The following is a 19,151-nucleotide window of genomic DNA, read 5'->3' as shown; positions in this document are numbered from 1 at the left end:
GAGCGGGCAGCAGCACATTGGACCCGAGGCCCCGAGCCCTCCCACGCGACCCGCGCAGCTCGCTCCAGCGCAGGAGCCCCGGAGTGCGTGGTGCGGGTGGTGATGTCCAGCCGCGGCCGGTACACCGAATACTCGAGGGCCGCCGCCTTCAGGCGGCCCCACTCCCCGTCGGTCGTTTGCGTCTCCGTCAGGGCTTCGGCTTCAGGGCCAGCAGCATCGCGGCGTTGAGCTGGGCGTGCTGCACGGTCAGGCGCCGGGTATAACCGCCTGCCGCCACGGGCCCCTCGCTGTGCAGCGCGTACGTATCGGCCTTCACCCTGGGCGTCATCCCGCCGTCGCCGGTCACGGCATCGAAGTTGCCGCTGGCGAAGTGCAGGAGGAGGCTGCCCGCAGGGGCAGTCACCGTCAGCTGGGCCGTCTGCTCCTCCCAGTGGTTCGTGCCTACCGCGGTGTCGGCCACCCCGTCGCCGCCGGCCACGGCCCCCAACACCGCCCGCCAGTTCCACCACTCGGCCAGCGGAAAGCTGTAGTTGGCGCCGTCGCCAGCCTGAGCCACGCGCCGGTAGATGAAGCCCGCGTATTCGCCGGTTACCGTCGCACCGGCCACGAGGTCCCAGCCAGGGAAGGTCGGGGCCGCGACGTCGCCGCCCGGAAAGACGCCCAGGTACAGCTCCGTCCCCGCCACCGTACCCGCAGGCCGGGCAAGAATGATTTGTTGGTCACCTTCGCCGCTCCCGTGGGAGGCGTTGATGAAGGCCAGGCCCGCCGCCGCCGCGGCCGGTGTGGTCACCGTCGCTACGTTCGAGGAGGTGGTACCCCCGGCGTTCACCGAGGCCAGACGGTAGTCGTAGGCCGTCTCCGCCACCACCGTCGTGTCGGCGTAGCTCGTGGAGTTGGCCGGGATGCCCGCCTCGACAACCTTCCAGATGTCCGCGTCCGCGGGACTGCGCTCGACGGTGTAGCTCGCCTCACCCGCGGCGTCGGACCAGGTGAGGGTCACCTGGGTGGCGGCAGGAGCCGTTGCCTCCAGGTCGGTCACCCCCGCGGGTGCGCCAGGCGGGTAGACGGCCATCAGCTTCGTGGTGATGGGCAGGGCCATCTTCTCGTAGCCCGCTTCGGTGAGATGCACCCCGTCGCGGGTGTCGGCATCGGTGTAGGTGTGCTCGACGAGGTGGAGCCGGGTCCCGTAGTGCGGGTGGTTGACGATCTGGGCCTTGATGAGGCTGTTCACCTCGACGACGGTCTGTGCCCGGTCGTAGTTGTTCGGAGGATTGGTCTGCGAGCTGACCGCACCCCAGGTACAGGCCAGCAGCGTGACGTTGCTGCTGTGCGCCAGGATTTTGTCCACCAGGGCGAACCAGGCGTCCTTGAGCTGGGCCGAGGTCTCGTTCTGCTGGTTGTAGATGTTGTTGGCGCCGATGTGCAGCACGACGACGTCGGCCGGTGTCGCGGTCAGCCAGGCGTTCACCCCGTCCGAGACATCCCACATATTCCAGCCGCCCTTGCCCTGATGATTGCTGTACTCGGTGGGCATGGAGCTGAACTGGTCGTACTCCGCACCCACGTAGGTCCAGTTGCCGCCCTTGAACCCAGCAGCCGTCAGCTGCGTATAGGCCGGGAGACGCCAGGCCCGGGGCTCGCCGGTCAGACTGTCGCCCAGCGGCATGATCTTCAGCGTGCCGGGAGGAACCACCGGGAGACCGTAGCCCTGGTCCTCGGCCAGCGTGTTCTCCTCGGCGTAGGTCTTCTCATAGGCGCCCGAGCGGGTGTCGTCCCAGTAGTGGTGAGCCTCGTAGGCGAAGTTGTCGCTCGGGTCGTCAATCCAGCTCCCGCGGGTGTGATGGGTCGGCCACACGGCGGCAGAGGCCCAGTCGTAACCGGGGACCAGGATGAGCTTCCCGCTGCCCGCGTTGCGGATGGCGGTGACGGCGGCCTGGCTCACCTGCTCCCACAGCAAGGCTCCGTTCGCCCCGAAGCCGTGGGGCTCGTTCATCAGACCGAAGCCCAGGACTCCTGCGTTGCCCTGGAAGGCTGTGGCGAGACGGCCCCACACGTCGGCCAGGTCGGCGGCCGTGAGCCCGTTGCCGAAGGACAGCTCCGTGCGGGTGTTCGCGTCCGTCCCGCGCCAGTAGCGCCCGTAGTTGTGCAGGTTCAGCACGAGCTTCATACCCGCGGCGTTGGCAGCGTTCACGGCTGCGGTCAGGCGCCCCAGTTCGGTGGCGTCCAGTGGGCCGCGCAGGGTCGGCTGCATGCGCTCCCAGCGGAAGGCCAGGCGTCCCACGCGCACGCCGCGCCCGTAGAGGTAGGCGTAGACATCCTCGCGGGGGTACTTGAAGTCCTGGTTGTAGGTCCCCGGGTTGATGCTCGAGAAGGCGCCGCCGTTGCTGGGCAGGTCCTCGCCGGTGCCGAACTCCGCGATGTTGAGGTTGACGCCGCGCCAGCGGTCTTCCGTCGTCGGGTGAGCCTCCACGACCCGGGCGCTCCCGGTCGGCGTCCAGGCGCCCGAGGAGAGGGTGTAGGGCTGCCACTGGGCGTCCCCCCACCAGTCGCCCACACTCCAGTTGGTGACGTGGAGTTTGGCGGCGTCGGCGGCGGAGTACCAGGCTTCGGCCAGGGCGTGCCAGTTGTCGTCGGTTTTGGGCCAGCCCACCTCGCCCACGTAGCCCTTCGGTCGGCCGTGGGTGTCCAGCCAGTCGGTGAACGCCTTCAGCTGGGCCTTGGCCCGCCGCGTGATGGCGTCCTCGCTCGGGACGTAGCCCGAAGCGACGGCAGTCGGGTAGTCGAAGGTGACCACCTCGGGAGCCGGGGCCTCGGGGGCATAGGCGCCGAGCCGGAGCAGCACGGCCTTCCAGCCGCTCACCCCGGTGGCCCGGAGGCGCAGCACGTCGCCCATCAGCAGCGGCACCGGGAGCGAAGCCGCGGCGAAGCTCGTCTGCAAGCCGGTAGCCTTGCCGTAGGTGAGGCTCCCCGTCCCGCGCTCTTCCGCACTCTCGACGGTGATGTTCTCGGGCGCAATCCAGAAGTGGTCCCCGTCAGCCGTCCAGCCGTGCTGGGGCTCGGAGCTGCCGCCACTGCCTGCGAGCCCGGGCTCGCCCTGGGGGGCAGCCTCGCCTCGTGGTCCCTGCTTGGGGCCCTGGGGTCCCACCACTGCCACCGCGTCCTTCAGCGCGTAGCGCTCGTCGAGCGAAGCGAAGCGTAGGGTGCGGCTGCTCGTCACGGCCTTGCCCACGGCCCGTAGGGAGCGGAAGGTGACCGGGGTGGTGCCGGGGTCGAGCACAAAACGAAACACCTCCCCAGTCGGGAAGGTGCTTCGCCAGAGGGTCGGGGTCTCCCCCTCTGCATTGCACCACAGCTCGGCGGTGAACCTGCCGGTGTGGTCGGTGGTGACCGAGACGAAGCGGGGGAAGAGGGCCTCGGTGGCGGGGAATGAGCTGCCGCCCTCCAGCTCAAAGAGAATGACAAGGCCCGCCGCTGGGGAGCTATCCGTCCAGCGAACGGTGTCGTTCACCTGTCGTTTCTGCATCCGGGGCCTCCTGCTCCTCCAGAAGGTTGAGCATCCCCGCTTCGGTGGACAGGTTGGTTACGCTGCCTGCCTCTGCACCCCAGCCGCTCGCTCGTCCGCGGCCGGACTGACATCGCCGAGTGAAGAGGGACGGCGGCTCGCGCTCGGATGCCCTCTCTCGCAGGGCATCCCGCTGACGCGCGCCGTGCCGACGCGGCCCCCTTTTCCCAGCCGTGCGGCGCCTGGGTGCCCCCGGGAGTGAAACATTGTCTCGGCTTTGACTCCCCGAGTGCGAGACGCGACTGATGGGGGAGAGAAGGGAGCATCCGGCACCGTCACACGCGCCTGCCTCTCCTGAATAACGCGGGTGGTATCGAACCCAACGCTCCGTATACAGCACATGGCTCCATCGACCGCTGGCGCGGACCCTGACCTACTACGCGCCCTGGGGAAACCTGGCGATCTACTATCGCGATTTCGGGTACTCGAGCGGGCTCGTCAAGTTGGGCCATATCGAGTCGGGAACCGAGGAAACTGGCGGGCGCGCGCGGCGACCTTGAGGCCCGCTTCGAGCTGGACGAAGAGACGCCGTGAAGTTGCGTCAGATAGCGCACGAGGCCGGACGGGCTTCATGTGCCCGCCCGGCCCCTCATGTCACTACGGCTTCGGAGCGATGGAGACCTTCACGCCCTCGCTCCACGTCTTGTGCTCGTCCGCGTAGTACAGGTACGCGCGGCTGGCCGGGCCGGTGTACGTGCCGGGCACCGCGGCCACCAGGGACAGCGGCACGTCGATGCGCTTCCGCGGCTCCATGCCGCGCCAGTAGAGGACGACGTCGCGCCCGAGCACCTCGTACGCGTCCACCACCTGCCGCTTCACCAACTCCTTGAGCTGGTCATGCCGCACCTCCAGCCCGCCCGGCACGCCGAAGATGGCCACCGCCGTGGGCAGCCGCTGGCCCGTGCGGTTCGCAATCACCACCCGCGCCTCGGTGGGCTCGCCCTCCGTCAGGTCCGTCTTCGCCATCGCCACCTCCAGCGCCACCGGCGTCTCCTTCGAGCTGTCCGGCACCAGCGCGCTGTACGTGACCTCCACCGAGTACGGCAGCTCCGCGCCCCCCTCCATCCGCAGCTCCACGCGGCGCTCGCCCGGGCCGAGCAGCGCGCTCACGTCGGGCAGCTTCAGCGCCTCCTGCGACGAGCCATCGAAGCGCACCGGCTCGCCCACCGGACGGCCCTCCACGTACACGCGCACCAGGCCCGGCGTGAGCTTCGACGCGCGCGCCTTGTCGTAGGCGATGATGGCGCGCAGCGCGAGCACCGTGCTCTGCGTCGTCCCGTAACGGCCGCCGTCGCTGGACTCGGCGATGAACTTCATCGCGCGCTCCAGGTTCGCCACGTAGGCGGGCTGACGCATCCAGGCCAGCGCCGCCAACGCGGTGGTCTCGATGTTCAGCGTCTCACCCTGGCTGCCCACGATGGACTGCGTCGCGCCGCCCACCACGCCGTCCTTGCCCTGCTGCGACGCGAGCCGGTCCATCAGCTTGCGCGCCTCGGCGGTGTCCCCCGCGAGCGCCATGGCATTGGCCGCCAGCGCCACCACGTAGCTGTTGGTGCTCTTCGCCGCCGCGGCCTTCAGCGAGGCCACCTCGCGAGACAGCTCCTTCGCCTGCGCGGCCGGCTGCCCCGCGCTCTCCAGCAGCGTCCAGAGGATGTACGCATTCGACGTGTCCGGGTCCTCCACCCACACGTGCAGCGCGCGGCGCTTGCGGTTGAAGCCGCCCTGCCCGTCCCGCTGCTGGAGGAGCCACTCCCGCGTGCGCGTCAGCATCGCGGTGTCCACGTCGCGCACCTGCTGCATGTCCGTGAAGTGCAGCAGGCCGAAGGCCGTCAGCGCCTCGTGGCCGGGATTCTGGCCGAACCACTCGTAGCCCTTCTCGGACGTCTCGTAGCCCACCAGCCGCTGGTAGCCGCGCTCCAGCTTCTCCCGCGCGCTCGCCACCAGTTCGGGGCTCACGCCGGTGTGCGTCTGGAAGTACTGCTGCGCCATCGTCATCGGGTACGTGGTGGAGCTGGTCTGCTCGAAGCAGCCGGAGGGCTCCTGGATGAGACGAGCCAGCGACTCGGTCATGTTGGCCAGCGGGCCCGGGTACACGGCGATGGACGTCCGCACACTGCCGGGCACCACGCTGTCCGGCAGCACCACCCGGTGCGCCACCGGCGCCTTAGACGACAGCAGCCCGCCGAAGGACACGCGCCCCGGGAAGCCGCGCGGCTTGATGGACAGCGTGCGGGTGACGACGTCCGAGTACTCACCGGCGCTCGCCGTGAGCTTCACGTCCACCGGCTGCGTCTCCTGGCCAATCTCCAGCGAGAAGAGCTGCCGGGCCCGCGCCTGCGAGGCCAGGTCCACCGCGCGGCTGCCCGTCACCTTCACGTCGCCCTTCAGCTCCACCTTCACGCCCGCGCCCGCGAGCTTCGACTCCGTCCCGTTCACCAGCGCCACCGGCAGCCGCACCACGTCTCCCGACGTCACCTCGAGCGGCAGCTTGGGCTCGGCGTAGAACGGCTGCACCGACTCCAGCTCCGCCACCGCGGAGCCGAGCGCGCCGTCATTCCCCACCGCCCCGGCGAACGCCTTGAACGTCGTCACCGAGTCGCTCATCGCGAACGCCACGCGCGCCTCGCCGGTGCCGGCATCCGTGCGCACGCCGGCGTTCCAATAGAGCGTCTCCGCGAAGTCCACCCGGTCGCCCGCCTTGCGGTTCGGCCGAGCCGTGTGCGCGTACTCGCGGAGGTAGACGAGCTGCCCCATCTGGCCGCGCACCTCGTCGAAGCGCATGTCTCGCTTCGCGCGCCGCGCCACCTTCTCCATCTCGATTTCGATGGGCGCCGCTTCTTCCTTCGCCTGGAGCACGGGCGCCGGGTTCGCGGGCCCCGGGGCCATGGGAGCCTGAGCCGGAGGAGCCGCGGGAGCCGGCATGGCCGCGACGGGCTGGGCCATTCCCACCACGCCGCCCATGACGGCGCCCTCGTCCGCACCCAGCATGTCCTCGGGCATCTCCTCTCGCTCGAGCATGGGCTCCTCCATGGCCTTCTGCGCGGCCGCGGGCGCCCGGTCATCCAGGGCCAACCCGCGCCCACGCCCACCCTTGCGGACGGAGGGCATCGGCCTGCGCACCGGGCGCTCCTGCGGCCAGCGCACCGCGAGCACGCGCATCGCCGCCTCACCGTGGCGCGAGAGGAAGCCCTGCGTGTCCGTCAGGGCGAAGCGCCGCCAGCCCTGCGTGCCCAGCAGCAGGTCCACCGCGAGCTTCGACTTCGGGTTCTTCGCGTCGAGGTAGAGCTGCGCGTCGGCCAGCTCCTTCACCTCGGGCTCCAGCAGCACCATGACGGGGAGCTGCGGCGCCTGGTCGCGCTTCTCCTGCATCTCCAGCACCGCGTCGTCCGTGACGGTGAGCATCACCAGCGCGGACACCGGCTTGCCGTCACGCGTGGTGCGCGCCGTGAGCTGCACCGGGCCACCGGGCACGTAGCGCTTGCGGTCCGCCTTCAGCTCCACCTCCACCTGCTTCGACGGCTGACGGAACACCAGCCGCTCCGCGAGCGGACGCCCGTCGTGGTCCCACACCGTGGCGACGAGGACACCGTCCGCCTCGCCCGGGTCCAGCGTCACCGGCCCACCCTGCTCGTCCCCGAGCACCGCCGAGGCCACGCGCACCTCGCGCTGGCTCAGCGTCACCGTCGCGCGGCCCACACCAGACACCCCCACCGCGAGCTGCACCATGCGGCCCGCGGGCACCACGTCCTCGCGCGCGCGGATGACGGCGCCCCTCGGCTTCACCTCCGGCAGCGGGAAGGTCTTCTTGATTCCCGACGGCGCGTCGATGCGCAGCGCGTACTTCACCTCGGCCTGCGGCGTCAGCTCGAAGCGGCCGCGGCCCTCGTGCTCGGAGCGCACGGTGGCGACGACGCGGCCGGAGCCCACCTCCACCACGCGGCCCACCAGGTCCGCGGGCTTCTTCGCGGGCGTGCGCGCCTCGAAGTAGACGCGCGAGGCGAGCCCCGCCACCAGGTCTCCGCCCTCCGGGTAGAAGGCCAGGTCCAGCGTCTGGAGGAGAATCGGAATCGTCTTCGCCGCGGACTCCACCACGCCGCCGTCCTCAATCGTGAAGGCCAGCGTGCCCTCGCCGCGCTCGATGGTCTTGGGCAGCGGGAAGCGCACCGTGCAGCGCCCCTTCCCGTCCACCGTGCACGGCACCTGCGCCACGGTGGCGCCGTCGACAAGCGCGTTGGCCGTCACCTTCGCGCCCTCGGGCACGCCGCCCTCCGCGCGCTTCACGTCCAGCGTCGCGGTGACGGTGTCCCCCGGCCCGTAGCCATCGCGGAGGAACTCGATTTGCGACTTGAGGCGCGGAGCCCGGAAGGCGCGCACGTCGAACTTCCGCTCCGCCGGGGCCGCGCCCGTCCACGGGTAGGTGACACGCAGGGTGTACTCGCCACCGGGCTGGCCGGCGGGGATGGGCCACGCGTAACCCCAGACGGAATCTCCCGTGGACACCGTGCTGGTGGTGACGACGTCTCCCTTGGGCCCGCGCAGTTCCACCTGTGCCTGGAGCGCGCCCGCGTAGGGCTTGCGGCTCAGGGCCTCCAGCACCAGGCCGCGTGCGAGCACCTGCTCGCCCGGCCGGTAGAACGGCTTGTCGGTGGTGACGTAGGTCAGGTAGCGGTTCGCGCCGCCCAGCGAGCGGGTGGTGGCCCGGGCCGCGAGGACTCGAGGAGACAGCAACGCGAGGAGGGCGATGCACCCCAGGGGCAGGAGCGTGCGCAGGGCACGCGAGACGTGGAGGGTCATGGCATCCGTCAACGGGTGAGCAGGCCGGAAGTTCTGCGCCCCCTTCCCGAGCCTCCAGCCAGAGGGCCGGGGCACCGCGTCACACCCGACCCGGGCGCCCTCCAATCAGAGGACTCTCCTGCGAGGTGCGCCGTGCCGAACCCCCACTCCATCCTGAGCAGCCCCACCCTGCTTGCGCGTCACATCATCGATTACGGGGCATTGGAGGAAGAACAGCCGCTGGAGGCCCTGGGCATACCCAGGGAGCGGGCCGCGCTGGAGAAGGTCATCCTCGGGATACCCTTTCCCGCCGGCCTGGCGCCCACCCCCCAGCCTGTCACCCCTGCTCCATTGCCTGGAGATCCCCTGCCCGAGGCGGACTACCTGGTCGTCACCTGGACGGTGGCCGAGGTCGAAGCCCTGGCGGACACCCTCACCCCGGGCGTGCGGCGCGAGCGCTGGTACAACTACGACCGGAACTACGAGTCGCAGTACCGGCCGAACATCCGCAAGGGCGCTCCCTCGCAGCGGGTGGGCCGGCTGGGGAGCTGGTTCCTCACGCGCATCGGCACGAAGAAGGTGCTGTGCTTCAAGTCGGAGCTGCACCTCAACCAGGACGGCAAGCGCACCGGAGATGGCACCGCGACACTGCCGGTGAAGGACATGTTCCACCAGCTCATCCGCGAGGTGAAGCCGCGCATGGTGCTCACCGTGGGCACCGCGGGCGCGACCTTTCCAGACCATGAGCTGGGCGACGTCATCATCACCCGCGCCGCGAGGTTCCGCCTGTCTCAGGAGTTCCGCAACGAGGACTTCAACGGCAAGACGTATCGCTGCGACTTCACGATTCCCACGCAGTACTTCGACGACGCGCACCGGCTGATGGCACGCCATGCGGACCAGCTCGCGGAGCCGGACTTCGGTCCGCCCACCAAGCGCTACGCCTTCACCGGCCCGCTCATCCACGGCCCGCGCAACACGCCGGACTTCAAGGTGGACGGGCGCGACATGCCCGAGTTCCACCCCATCCTCACCACCGACTTCTTCGAGTTCGGCACCTCGCGCAACGGATTGGAGGCAGCGGGCGCGGGCGTGGAGATGGGAGACGCGGTGCTCGGGCTCGTGGCCGAGGAGCTGGGCGATGAGGCGCCGCTGTGGCTCGTCATCCGCAATGCGTCGGACCCGCAAATCAATGGCGACCTGCCCGACTCACCGCGCGCGCTCAACATGCAGGCCCACTGGGCCGTCTGGTACTACGAGTCCTACGGCTACTGGACCAGCGTCAACAGCTCCCTGGCCACCTGGGCCATCATCGCGGGCCACGGCAACATCGTGTGAGCGCGCTGTAACTCAGTGACGCCGGTCATCCGGAACGCCGGGCGAGGCGTGTTACCGCTCGCCTTGGCGGCGGAGGCGATCGAAGCTGCCGCGCATGGCGAAATACACGGTCAAGCTCTCGGCGGCTCCCAAGGGGCATGTGCTGCCGCCGCTGCTCACGGACGTCGGCGACTTCGTTCGCACGCAGCAGCATGGGACGTTGGGATGGTTCGATGCGCTGGCCGCGGAGGCCATCCCGAAGGAGTGGGCCCCGGACAAGGCGGACCGCCTCCGTCGCGAGGCCTTCGCGTTCCTGAGTCTTCCGGATGGCTCGATGCTCGCTCTCGTGAACCCCGGGGCCGGGGCGCCACCCGCGGTGGCGCTGCTCGGCTCCGAGGGCGAGGCACGGACCATCGCGAACAGCCTCGAGGAGTTCCTGAAGCTCTGGTCCCAGGGCGATACGGACATCCACGACCTCGACGACGAGGAGGCTGCGTCCGGACGGAAGGCACTGGCCGCGTGGCTGAAGGAGAAGAAGGTCAAGGCGCCGAAGGTGAAGGACTTCGACTTCGCGGCCTGGCTCGATGGTGGCGTCCCGGCGCCCGCGACGGCGCAGGCGGTGGCCGCGCCCACGTTCAAGCCGACGGCGGTGATGAAGGAGCTCGGCCCGAAGGTGCAGCGCCTCGCGTCGGTCCTCGGACGACGCGCGGACTCCCCCGAGGTCATCGCCTATGTGACGGAGGTGCTCGGCAAGAAGGTGCCGCAGTCCACCACCGAGAACAATGACTCGGCGAACGTGGAGGCGTCCAAGCACGGCGTCGAGCTCGTCTTCTCGCACAACGTCCTGAACGAAGCCTTCCCGCCGATTCCCAAGACGTCCAAGACGTTCATCCCCTACGTCACCCATGCATGGGTGAGGTCGAAGATTGGCGAGACGGTTCTGGGAGTGCCGTGGAAGGTGGCCTCGGAGGCGGACGTCACCAAGGTGCTCGGACCGCCCACCGACCGCGCGGCCGCCTTCGCGGACGAGGATGAGCTCACCGTCGCGTACTGGACCCGCGAGCTCGACACCTCGGGACACGTGTCGCTCGTGCTCGAGTACGATGACGGCCTCTCCGTCACCGTCTCGGTGAAGAGCGCCGCTGAGCTCGAGCCCCGTCCCGATGTCACGACCGGGCTCTTCGTCGGCTATGCCGCGACGCGAGGCCTGTTGGACGCCTCGCGATTCGCGGCGCATCGCGAGCTGCTCGACGCAGTCTCCAAGCGCAAGGCACGAGGCTCGGAGCTCGTGAAGCAGGCGCTCTCGCGCGGCCTCTGGGACGACCACCTCCGTGATGCGCCCGGGCTCAGGCAGATGGCGTATCGCTGGTTCCACAACATGAACGACCTGTGGATTACGGCGGACCTCATCAAGACGTTCGGCAAACGCAAGGGCCCGTTCGGTCACGATGAGCCGAAGCTGAACGAAGACACCTGGGAAGCCGTCGACAAGGCTGCACCCCTCCTCGACAAGCGCTTCGCCGCGTGGCTCGCGAAGTAACAGCGCGCACCGGGAGCGGCGGGGGCGGTGTCGCCCTGCCCTCCCCGCGACCCATGCAGGATACAGCGAGACTCAATATTCACGAATAAGCCGTATTAACTGTCAGGCCCGCATGCTTCGCTGCCCTCCGCACCATCACCAGGAGGAGCGCAGATGAAGCCACGCAGCTCATTCGCTGTTTCACGGTTCGGAGGCCTGGCCCTCGGGCTGGGCATGCTCGCCGCCCCCTTCGCGGACGCGGCGCCCAATGATTTGCAGGAGCGGCCCGTCGCGAACAAGTCGCAGTCCCGGCTGGCGGTGGATGTGCCGGTGGAGCGGCTCATCGTGAAGTTCCACGAGGGCTCACGCGTGCGCCTGCGCGGTGGCCGCATGGTGGCGCTCACCCAGGAGCGCGGACAGGACGAGCGCGCACTGCTCGCCCAGCGTGGCCTGTCGGACACGCGGCTGGAGTCGGACGTGGCCTCGGTGCTCGCGCTGGCGGAGCGCGCGCCGCGCATCAGCGGCGTGGACCGGCTCTTCAAGGAGGACGAGTCGCTGCTGTCCGAGCGCAAGCGCACCGGTGAGGAGCGCGGCGGCCGGCAGCTCGCGGACCTCAACCTCTACTTCGAGGTGCCCCTGCTGCCCGGCACCCGTGCGGCGGACGTGGCCGCGCTGGTGGAGCGCCTCAACGCGCTGGACAGCGTGGAGGTGGCCTACGCGGAGCCCCGTCCGGAGCCCGCCATGGTGGACTTCGGAATGAGCGAGGCGGTGCGCAGCCTGCTCGCCGCGGCGGACATTCCTCCCACCACGCCGCTGTATGAGAACAACCAGGGCTACCTCAACCCGGCGCCCTCCGGCATCGACGCGCGCTATGCGTGGACGGTGGCCGGCGGCGCGGGCGCAGGCGTGAAGATTGTCGACGTGGAAGGCGGCTGGCGCACCACGCACGAGGACATGCCGGGCCTCTTCTTCCAGGGCGGCACCCAGGTCAACGACATCGGATGGCGCAACCACGGCACCGCCGTGCTCGGTGAGATGGTGAGCGTCGCCAACGCGTATGGCGTGACGGGCATCGCCCATCAAGCGCAGGCCGGCGTGCAGAGCTACACCGTGGGCACCGCCACGGCCATCTCCCAGGCGGCGACCGCCGCGGGCGCTGGCGGCGTCGTGCTCATCGAGTTGCACTCGCAGGGTCCCTCGGACGGCACGGCGTGCACGTGCAACACCAGCCAGTGCAACTACATCGCGATGGAGTACTGGCAGGCCAACTACGACGCCATCGCCACGGCGACGGCCAACGGTGTCACCGTGGTGGAGGCCGCCGGCAACGGCAGTGCCGACCTGGACAACGCCGCGTACGGCAACGCCTTCAATCGCAACGTGCGCGACTCGGGCGCCATCATCGTGGGCGCCAGCACGGCCACCACGCGCGTGCCCATGTGCTGGACCAACTACGGCAGCCGCGTGGACGTCCACGGTTGGGGTGAGCAGGTCTACTCCATGGGCTATGGCGACCTGTTCGCCAGCGGCGAGGACCAGTACTACACGGCCTCCTTCAGCGGCACCTCGAGCGCCTCGCCCATCGTCACCGGCGCGGTCGCCAGCCTCCAGGGCGTAGCCCGGGCCAGTGGCCGGGGCTCGCTCGCCCCTGTCACCGTCCGGCAGATTCTCGCGGAGACGGGCACGCCCCAGGCCGCGTCCAGCCAGAACATCGGGCGCCTGCCCAACCTGCGTCAGGCCATCTCCCGCGTCCTCACCGGCGGTACGGCCTGCAAGGGCCAGACGACGCAGGGCGCGACGAACTGGCAGCAGTACAGCACCGACGGCATCTACCTCGACGTGAACACGTCGGGCTGTGGCTTCACCTCGGCGCCGCTGTACTTCACGTCCCTCGGTGGTCTCTCCAGCCACTGGCAGAGCATCGGCGCGACGGCCATCTATGGCGCCACGGCCACGGGCTTCCGCGTGTACATCCGCTTCCCGAGCATCACCCCGGCCCTGGCGAACCAGTTGGGCTGGCACCTCAACTGGCACGCCACCCCCAACAACCTGCGGCAGTCCACGCTGTGCACCGGTCAGACGCCGTACGGCTCCACGGGCTGGCAGCAGTACAGCGCCGACGGCATCTACCTGGATGTGAACACGTCGGCCTGCGGCTTCTCCGCGACGCCGCTGTACCTCACAGCGCTGGGCGGTGACTCCGGCAACTGGCAGGCCTCCGGCGCCACGGCCATCTATGGCGCCACGGCCACGGGCTTCCGCGTCTACGTCTCCTACCCGGGCATCACTCCTGCCACGGCCAACGCCTGGGGCTGGCACCTCAACTGGCAGGCCACGCCCAACAACGTGCGCCAGGCCGGGCTCTGCACGGGGCAGACGGCGTATGGGTCCACGGCCTGGCAGCAGTACAGCACCGACGGCATCTACCTGGATGTGAATACGGCGTCCTGCGGCAACACGGTGGCGCCGCTGTACTTCACGTCGCTGGGTGGCGACTCCGGCAACTGGCAGGCCTATGGCGCCACGGCCATCTATGACCGCACGGCCACCGGCTTCCGCGTGTACATCAACTACCCGGGCATCACCCCCGCCATCGCCAACCAGGCCGGCTGGTACCTCAACTGGGCCGCCCGGTAGCGCCGGACCCGGCTCCTGAAGCAGAGCGTCATCCGTTGGGCATCTCGCAAGCGGGACGGGATGAAATTGCCCGTCCCGCTGTTCGCGGCCCCACTCCATGCGCCAGACCGTCTATATCCCCAGGTCTCGAAGGCCCCGGGGGGCTCACCTCCGGGCCGGCGCAGTGGATTCTCGTTCAGGAGCCTCACCTTGAAACTTCACCCTCGTCGTTTCCCGGTCGCGACGCGCGGAGTCATCGCCGTGTGCGCCTCCGCGCTGATGACCTCTTGCGCGTCCTCCGCTCCGGCGGAGAAGACGCAGCCCGCCACTCCCGCGGAGAGCCCCGCCGCCGCGACCCCCGCCGCCGCTCCCGCGCCGAAGCCCACGTACGGCTCCTTCGGCTTCGACTTCGACGGCATGGACAAGGCCACGAAGGCCGGTGACGACTTCTACCGGTACGCCAACGGCGCGTGGCTGGACAAGACGGAGATTCCCGCCGACCGCTCCAGCTACGGCATGTTCACGAAGCTGGCGGAGCAGGCCGACCAGCGCTCCCGCGAGCTGATTGAAGCCCAGGCCAATGCCCCCGAGGGCAGCGAGGCCCGCAAGATTGGCGACCTCTTCGCCAGCTACGTCGACGAGGCCGGCATCGAGGCCAAGGGCATCGCCCCGCTCAAGCCCGAGCTGGACCGTATCGCCGCCCTGTCCAACAAGAAGCAGCTGTCCGCCGAGCTGGGCGCGGGCCTGCGCGCCGACGTGGACGCGCTCAACACCGGTAACATCACCACGAGCCGCATCTTCGGCCTCTGGATTGCCGAGGACCTGAACGACCCGACCCGCTACGCCCCGTACCTCCTCCAGGGCGGCCTGGGCCTGCCGGACCGCGACTACTACCTGGTCGACAACCCGCGCTTCAACGAGGTGCGCAAGGCGTACGAGCAGCACATCGCCACCATGCTGAAGCTGGCGGGCCTGTCCGAGCCCGAGGCCCGCGCCAAGCGCGTCATCGACCTGGAGACGAAGATTGCGAAGGCCCACTGGGCCCAGGTCGACTCGCGCGACATCACCAAGACGAACAACCCCTGGCCGCGCGAGCAGTTCGCGAAGAAGGCCCCGGGCTTCGACTGGAACGCGTTCTTCACCGCCGCCGGCCTCGCGCAGCAGCCGCAGGTCCTGGTGTGGCAGCCGAGCGCGCTCACCGGCATCTCCAAGCTCGTCGGCAGCGAGCCCATCCAGGCCTGGAAGGACTACCTGACCTTCCGCGCCGTCGCGCGCAACGCGGGCTTCCTGCCCAAGGCCTTCGTGGACGAGAGCTTCAACTTCAACGGCAAGGTGCTCGCCGGCGCGAAGGAGCTGCGGGCCCGCTGGAAGCGCGGCATCGACTTCACCAACGGCGCCATGGGCATGGCGGTGGGCAAGCTGTACGTGGAGAAGTACTTCCCGCCCGAGGTGAAGGCCGCCGCGGACACGATGGTCCGCAACATCGTGGAGGCCTTCGGCAAGCGCGTGGACGCGCTCACCTGGATGTCCCCCGAGACGAAGGCCAAGGCGAAGGAGAAGGTCGGCACGCTCCAGACGAGCATCGGCAATCCGGCGAAGTGGCGGGACTACTCCGCGCTCCAGGTTTCGCGTGACGACGCCTACGGCAACGCGGAGCGCGCGTCCCTCTTCGAGCTCAAGCGCAACCTGGCCAAGCTGGGCCAGCCGGTGGACCGCACCGAGTGGTTCATGGTGCCGCACCTGGTGAACGCGCTGAACTCGCCGCAGCAGAACAGCATCATCTTCCCCGCCGCCATCCTCCAGCCGCCGTTCTTCGACGCCAACGCGGACCCGGCCATCAACTACGGCGGCATCGGCGCCGTCATCGGCCACGAGATTTCGCACAGCTTCGACGACACCGGCGCGAAGTTCGACGCGCACGGCAAGCTGGCCAACTGGTGGACGAAGGAGGACGAGGCGCGCTTCCAGGCCGCCGGCAAGGCGCTCACCGAGCAGTACAACACCTACCAGGCGTTGCCGGACCTGAAGGTCAACGGCGACCTGACGCTGGGCGAGAACATCGCCGACGTGGCCGGCATGGCCGTGGCGTATGACGCCTACAAGCTGTCGCTGGGCGGCAAGCCGGCGCCAGTGATTGACGGCTACACGGGCGACCAGCGCTTCTTCCTCGGCTTCGCCCAGGTGTGGCGCAACAAGTACCGCGAGCCGCTGCTGCGCCGCATCCTCCTGACGGACGGCCACTCGCCCAGCCAGTACCGCGCGCTGACGGTGCGCAACAACGACGCCTGGTACCAGGCCTTCGACGTGCAGCCCGGTCAGCAGCTCTTCCTGACGCCGGACCAGCGCGTCCGCATCTGGTAGTCGCTGGAGGTATCCACGGACCCGCCCGGTGACGGCGGGACGGAGACCCCGTCCCCCGCCCCGGGCGGTTCTGTATTTCGCTGAACCCAAAGCCCTACGCTCGCGGCGCGCAACCCGCGCATCCCCGTGCCTCCGTATTCCGGATGGCACGTCGTCCGACCCCCTCGAGCGAGGCACCATGAAGGTCCCAGGCACGGCTCTGAGCCGTGGCATATCGACAGCAGTGCTCGCGGCAATGCTCCTCGTGAGCGTCACCGCCTCCGCGGCCCACTTCACCCTCTTCGAGAGCGGCCAGGTCCGGCCCCTGGCGCTCTCGCCCAACGGCAAGCTGCTCTTCGCCGCCAACACGCCGGACAACCGGTTGGAAATCTTCGGGGTGGAGAGCAGCGGTCTCGTCCACCGGGGCTCGGTGCCCGTGGGCCTCGAGCCCGTGGCCGTCGCCGCGCGCACCAACGACGAGGTCTGGGTCGTCAACCACCTGTCCGACAGCGTCAGCGTGGTGCGCATCGACGCGAATGGCAGCAGCGGCACGGTGACGCGGACGCTGCTCGTGGGTGACGAGCCGCGCGACATCGTCTTCGCGGGCCCGGGCAAGAAGCGCGCCTTCATCACCGCCGCGCACCGTGGGCAGAACGCGCCGTTCGACCCGCAGCTCACCACGCCGGGCATCGGCCGCGCGGACGTCTGGGTGTTCGACTCGGACAACCTGGGCGGCACGCTGGGCGGCACCCCACTCACCATCGTCCGGCTGTTCAGCGACACGCCGCGCGCGCTCGCGGTTTCGCCGGATGGCTCGCGCGTGTACGCGGCGGCATTCCACTCCGGCAACCGCACGTCGGTGGTGCACGAGAGCCTCGTGCCCAACGGCGGCGAGGCGGCCGGTGGCGTGCCCGGCCCCAACGCCAACTTCCAGGGCGTGCCGGCCACCGAGGTGTCCGTCATCGTCAAGTACAACGGCCAGGACTGGCTCGACATCCTGGGCCGCCCGTGGACGCAGCAGATGCCCTTCTCGCTGCCGGACAAGGACGTCTTCGCCATCTCCGCCACCGCGAATCCGCCGGTGCAGGTCTCCGGCACCGCGGGCTTCTACTCGGGCGTGGGCACCATCCTGTTCAACATGGCCGTCAACCCGGTGAACGGGAAGGTCTACGTGAGCAACACCGAGGCGCGGAACGACTTGCGCTTCGAGGGCCCCGGCACCCTGGCCGGCAGCAGCCTGCGCGGTCACCTGCACGAGAGCCGAATCACCGTGCTGGGCGGCCCGGGCAGCGTCACGCCCCGGCACCTGAACAAGCACATCAACTACGCCGTGTGCTGCGCGCCCGCGCCCAACGCGGAGAGCGAGAAGAGCCTCGCGCAGCCGACGGGCATGACGGTGACGTCCGACGGCGCCACGCTGTACGTCGCGGCCTTCGGCTCCTCGAAGCTGGGCGTGTACTCCACGGCGGCGCTGGAGTCGGACACCTTCGTGCCGAGCACGGCGAACCAGGTCGAGCTCACCGGCGGCGGCCCCACCGGCGTGGTGCTGGACGAGGCGCGCGGCCGGCTCTACGTGCTCACCCGCTTCGACAACGCCATCTCCGTGGTGAACACCAGCACGAAGCAGGAAGTGGCCCACCTGCCCATGTTCAACCCGGAGCCGGCGAGCATCGTCGCGGGACGTCCGTTCCTCTACGACGCGCGGAACAGCTCCAGCCACGGTGACTCTTCGTGCGGCAGCTGCCACATCTTCGGTGACTTCGACAGCACCACGTGGGACCTCGGCAACCCGGACGCGCCGGTGAAGGCCAACTTCAACCCGGTGGTGCCCGTGCTGGCCGAGTTCGGCCCGGACCCCACCTTCGGTCAGGACACGTCGTTCCACCCGATGAAGGGCCCCCTGTCCACGCAGAGCCTGCGCGGCATGGCGAACCACGGCGCCATGCACTGGCGCGGAGACCGTACTGCTGGCGCCGACGCCCCGAGCGTCCAGCCGAACAGCGGCGCCTTCGACGAGGCCGCGGCCTTCAAGCAGTTCAACCCCGCGTTCATGGACCTGCTCGGCCGCAACTCGCAGCTCTCCGAGCAGGACCTGCAGAAGTTCACCGACTTCGCCCTCCAGCTCATGTACCCGCCGAACCCCATCCGCCGGCTGGACAACTCGCTCACGCCGGAGCAGCAGGCGGGCCGCGACTTCTTCGTCGGCACCACGAGCTTCTTCCACGGCTCCTGCGAGTCCTGCCACCGCGTGGACGTGAATGCGAACCCGTCCGAGGGCCCGTTCAAGGGCTTCTTCGGCACGGACGGCAAGTCGTCCTTCGACGCGGAGCCACTGTTCCCGAAGGTCCCGCACCTGCGGAACATGTACCAGAAGGTCGGCATGTTCGGCGCCGGGTTCCCCTTCGGCAACTCGCCCGCGGACTCGTTCCTGGGAGACCAGGTGCGCGGCATCGGCTTCAACAGCGACGGCGCGATTCCGACGCTGTTCCACTTCAACAGCGGGTTCGACTTCCACCCCATCTTCAACTCGGTGGGCATCCCCGACACGCCGGAGGGCTTCGCCGCGAAGAAGAACATGGAGCAGTACATGTTCGCCTTCGAGAGCAACCTGGCGCCCATCGTCGGGCAGCAGGTGACGCTCACCGCGAGCAACCCGTCCCTCGCGGGCCCGCGCATCGACCTGCTCCGCCAGCGCGCGGACGCGGGTGAGTGCGACCTCGTGGCGAAGGGCCGCGTGTCCGGTTACGACGTGGGCCTCCTGTACGTGGGCGGCTCGAAGTTCAAGGCGGACCGGGCCGTGGTGCCGCAGCTCTTCGATGCGCAGCTGCGCCAGGGCATCGTCCAGAACAACGGCGTGCTGACGTACACGTGCACGCCGCCGGGCTCGGGCCAGCGCGTCGGCATCGACCGTGATTTGGACGGCGTGCTCGACGGTGACGAGTGAACTGAACGTTCACATGAGTCACTGAGGGACGATAGGGGTGGGAGGCGATATACGGTTCGCCTTCCGCCCCTTCGTTTTTT

Annotated in this window: 8 protein-coding genes; 6 read left to right on the top strand and 2 right to left on the bottom strand. The window is 69.4% G+C overall.

The annotated features are described in order from the left end of the window. Positions 1 to 187 precede the first annotated feature (187 nt). Positions 188 to 3,523, bottom strand: coding sequence for a cellulase family glycosylhydrolase (locus ACVTJA_RS23100; protein ID WP_465839220.1), 3,336 nt, complete (start codon positions 3,521 to 3,523; stop codon positions 188 to 190). A gap of 395 nt (positions 3,524 to 3,918) precedes the next feature. Here ACVTJA_RS23100 and ACVTJA_RS23095 point away from each other — a divergent pair, with 395 nt between their 5' ends. Next, the gene (locus ACVTJA_RS23095) at positions 3,919 to 4,062 is read left to right on the top strand and encodes a cyclophilin-like fold protein (protein WP_465840499.1); all 144 of its coding nucleotides are present in this window, start codon (positions 3,919 to 3,921) and stop codon (positions 4,060 to 4,062) included. Between the two features lie 97 nt (positions 4,063 to 4,159). Here ACVTJA_RS23095 and ACVTJA_RS23090 read toward each other — a convergent pair whose 3' ends face one another. Further along, positions 4,160 to 8,356, bottom strand: a complete 4,197-nt coding sequence (locus ACVTJA_RS23090; protein WP_465839218.1) for an MG2 domain-containing protein — start codon at positions 8,354 to 8,356, stop codon at positions 4,160 to 4,162. A 132-nt stretch (positions 8,357 to 8,488) separates the two neighbouring features. Between ACVTJA_RS23090 and ACVTJA_RS23085 the strand changes: the two genes are divergently transcribed. The 5 genes from ACVTJA_RS23085 to ACVTJA_RS23065 all read left to right on the top strand — a co-directional run bounded on the left by ACVTJA_RS23085 (position 8,489) and on the right by ACVTJA_RS23065 (position 19,071). Next, positions 8,489 to 9,673, top strand: coding sequence for a hypothetical protein (locus ACVTJA_RS23085; RefSeq protein WP_465839217.1), 1,185 nt, complete (start codon positions 8,489 to 8,491; stop codon positions 9,671 to 9,673). 94 nt (positions 9,674 to 9,767) lie between these two features. Next, positions 9,768 to 11,192, top strand: a complete 1,425-nt coding sequence (locus ACVTJA_RS23080) for a hypothetical protein (protein ID WP_465839216.1) — start codon at positions 9,768 to 9,770, stop codon at positions 11,190 to 11,192. A 153-nt stretch (positions 11,193 to 11,345) separates the two neighbouring features. Then, positions 11,346 to 13,808 (top strand): S8 family peptidase, encoded by a 2,463-nt coding sequence (locus ACVTJA_RS23075; protein ID WP_465839214.1) that lies wholly within the window; start codon positions 11,346 to 11,348, stop codon positions 13,806 to 13,808. A 258-nt stretch (positions 13,809 to 14,066) separates the two neighbouring features. Then, entirely contained in the window at positions 14,067 to 16,148 is a 2,082-nt protein-coding gene (locus ACVTJA_RS23070; protein ID WP_465840498.1) for a M13 family metallopeptidase, read from the top strand. Between the two features lie 235 nt (positions 16,149 to 16,383). Continuing rightward, positions 16,384 to 19,071, top strand: coding sequence for a YncE family protein (locus ACVTJA_RS23065; protein ID WP_465839213.1), 2,688 nt, complete (start codon positions 16,384 to 16,386; stop codon positions 19,069 to 19,071). Positions 19,072 to 19,151: the final 80 nt, after the last annotated feature.

Source organism: Pyxidicoccus sp. M6, from assembly GCF_055568925.1.
Note: the sequence above shows the minus strand (reverse complement) of the source record. Positions and strands in the feature narration are given on the sequence as shown.

What these genes read in the sequence shown, in the direction of transcription:
- ACVTJA_RS23100 (WP_465839220.1), bottom strand. Translation starts at nt 3,523, where the DNA reads ATGCAGAAACGACAGGTGAACGACACCGTTCGCTGGACGGATAGCTCC.
- ACVTJA_RS23090 (WP_465839218.1), bottom strand. Translation starts at nt 8,356, where the DNA reads ATGACCCTCCACGTCTCGCGTGCCCTGCGCACGCTCCTGCCCCTGGGG.
- ACVTJA_RS23080 (WP_465839216.1), top strand. Translation starts at nt 9,768, where the DNA reads ATGGCGAAATACACGGTCAAGCTCTCGGCGGCTCCCAAGGGGCATGTG.
- ACVTJA_RS23075 (WP_465839214.1), top strand. Translation starts at nt 11,346, where the DNA reads ATGAAGCCACGCAGCTCATTCGCTGTTTCACGGTTCGGAGGCCTGGCC.
- ACVTJA_RS23070 (WP_465840498.1), top strand. Translation starts at nt 14,067, where the DNA reads ATGACCTCTTGCGCGTCCTCCGCTCCGGCGGAGAAGACGCAGCCCGCC.
- ACVTJA_RS23065 (WP_465839213.1), top strand. Translation starts at nt 16,384, where the DNA reads ATGCTCCTCGTGAGCGTCACCGCCTCCGCGGCCCACTTCACCCTCTTC.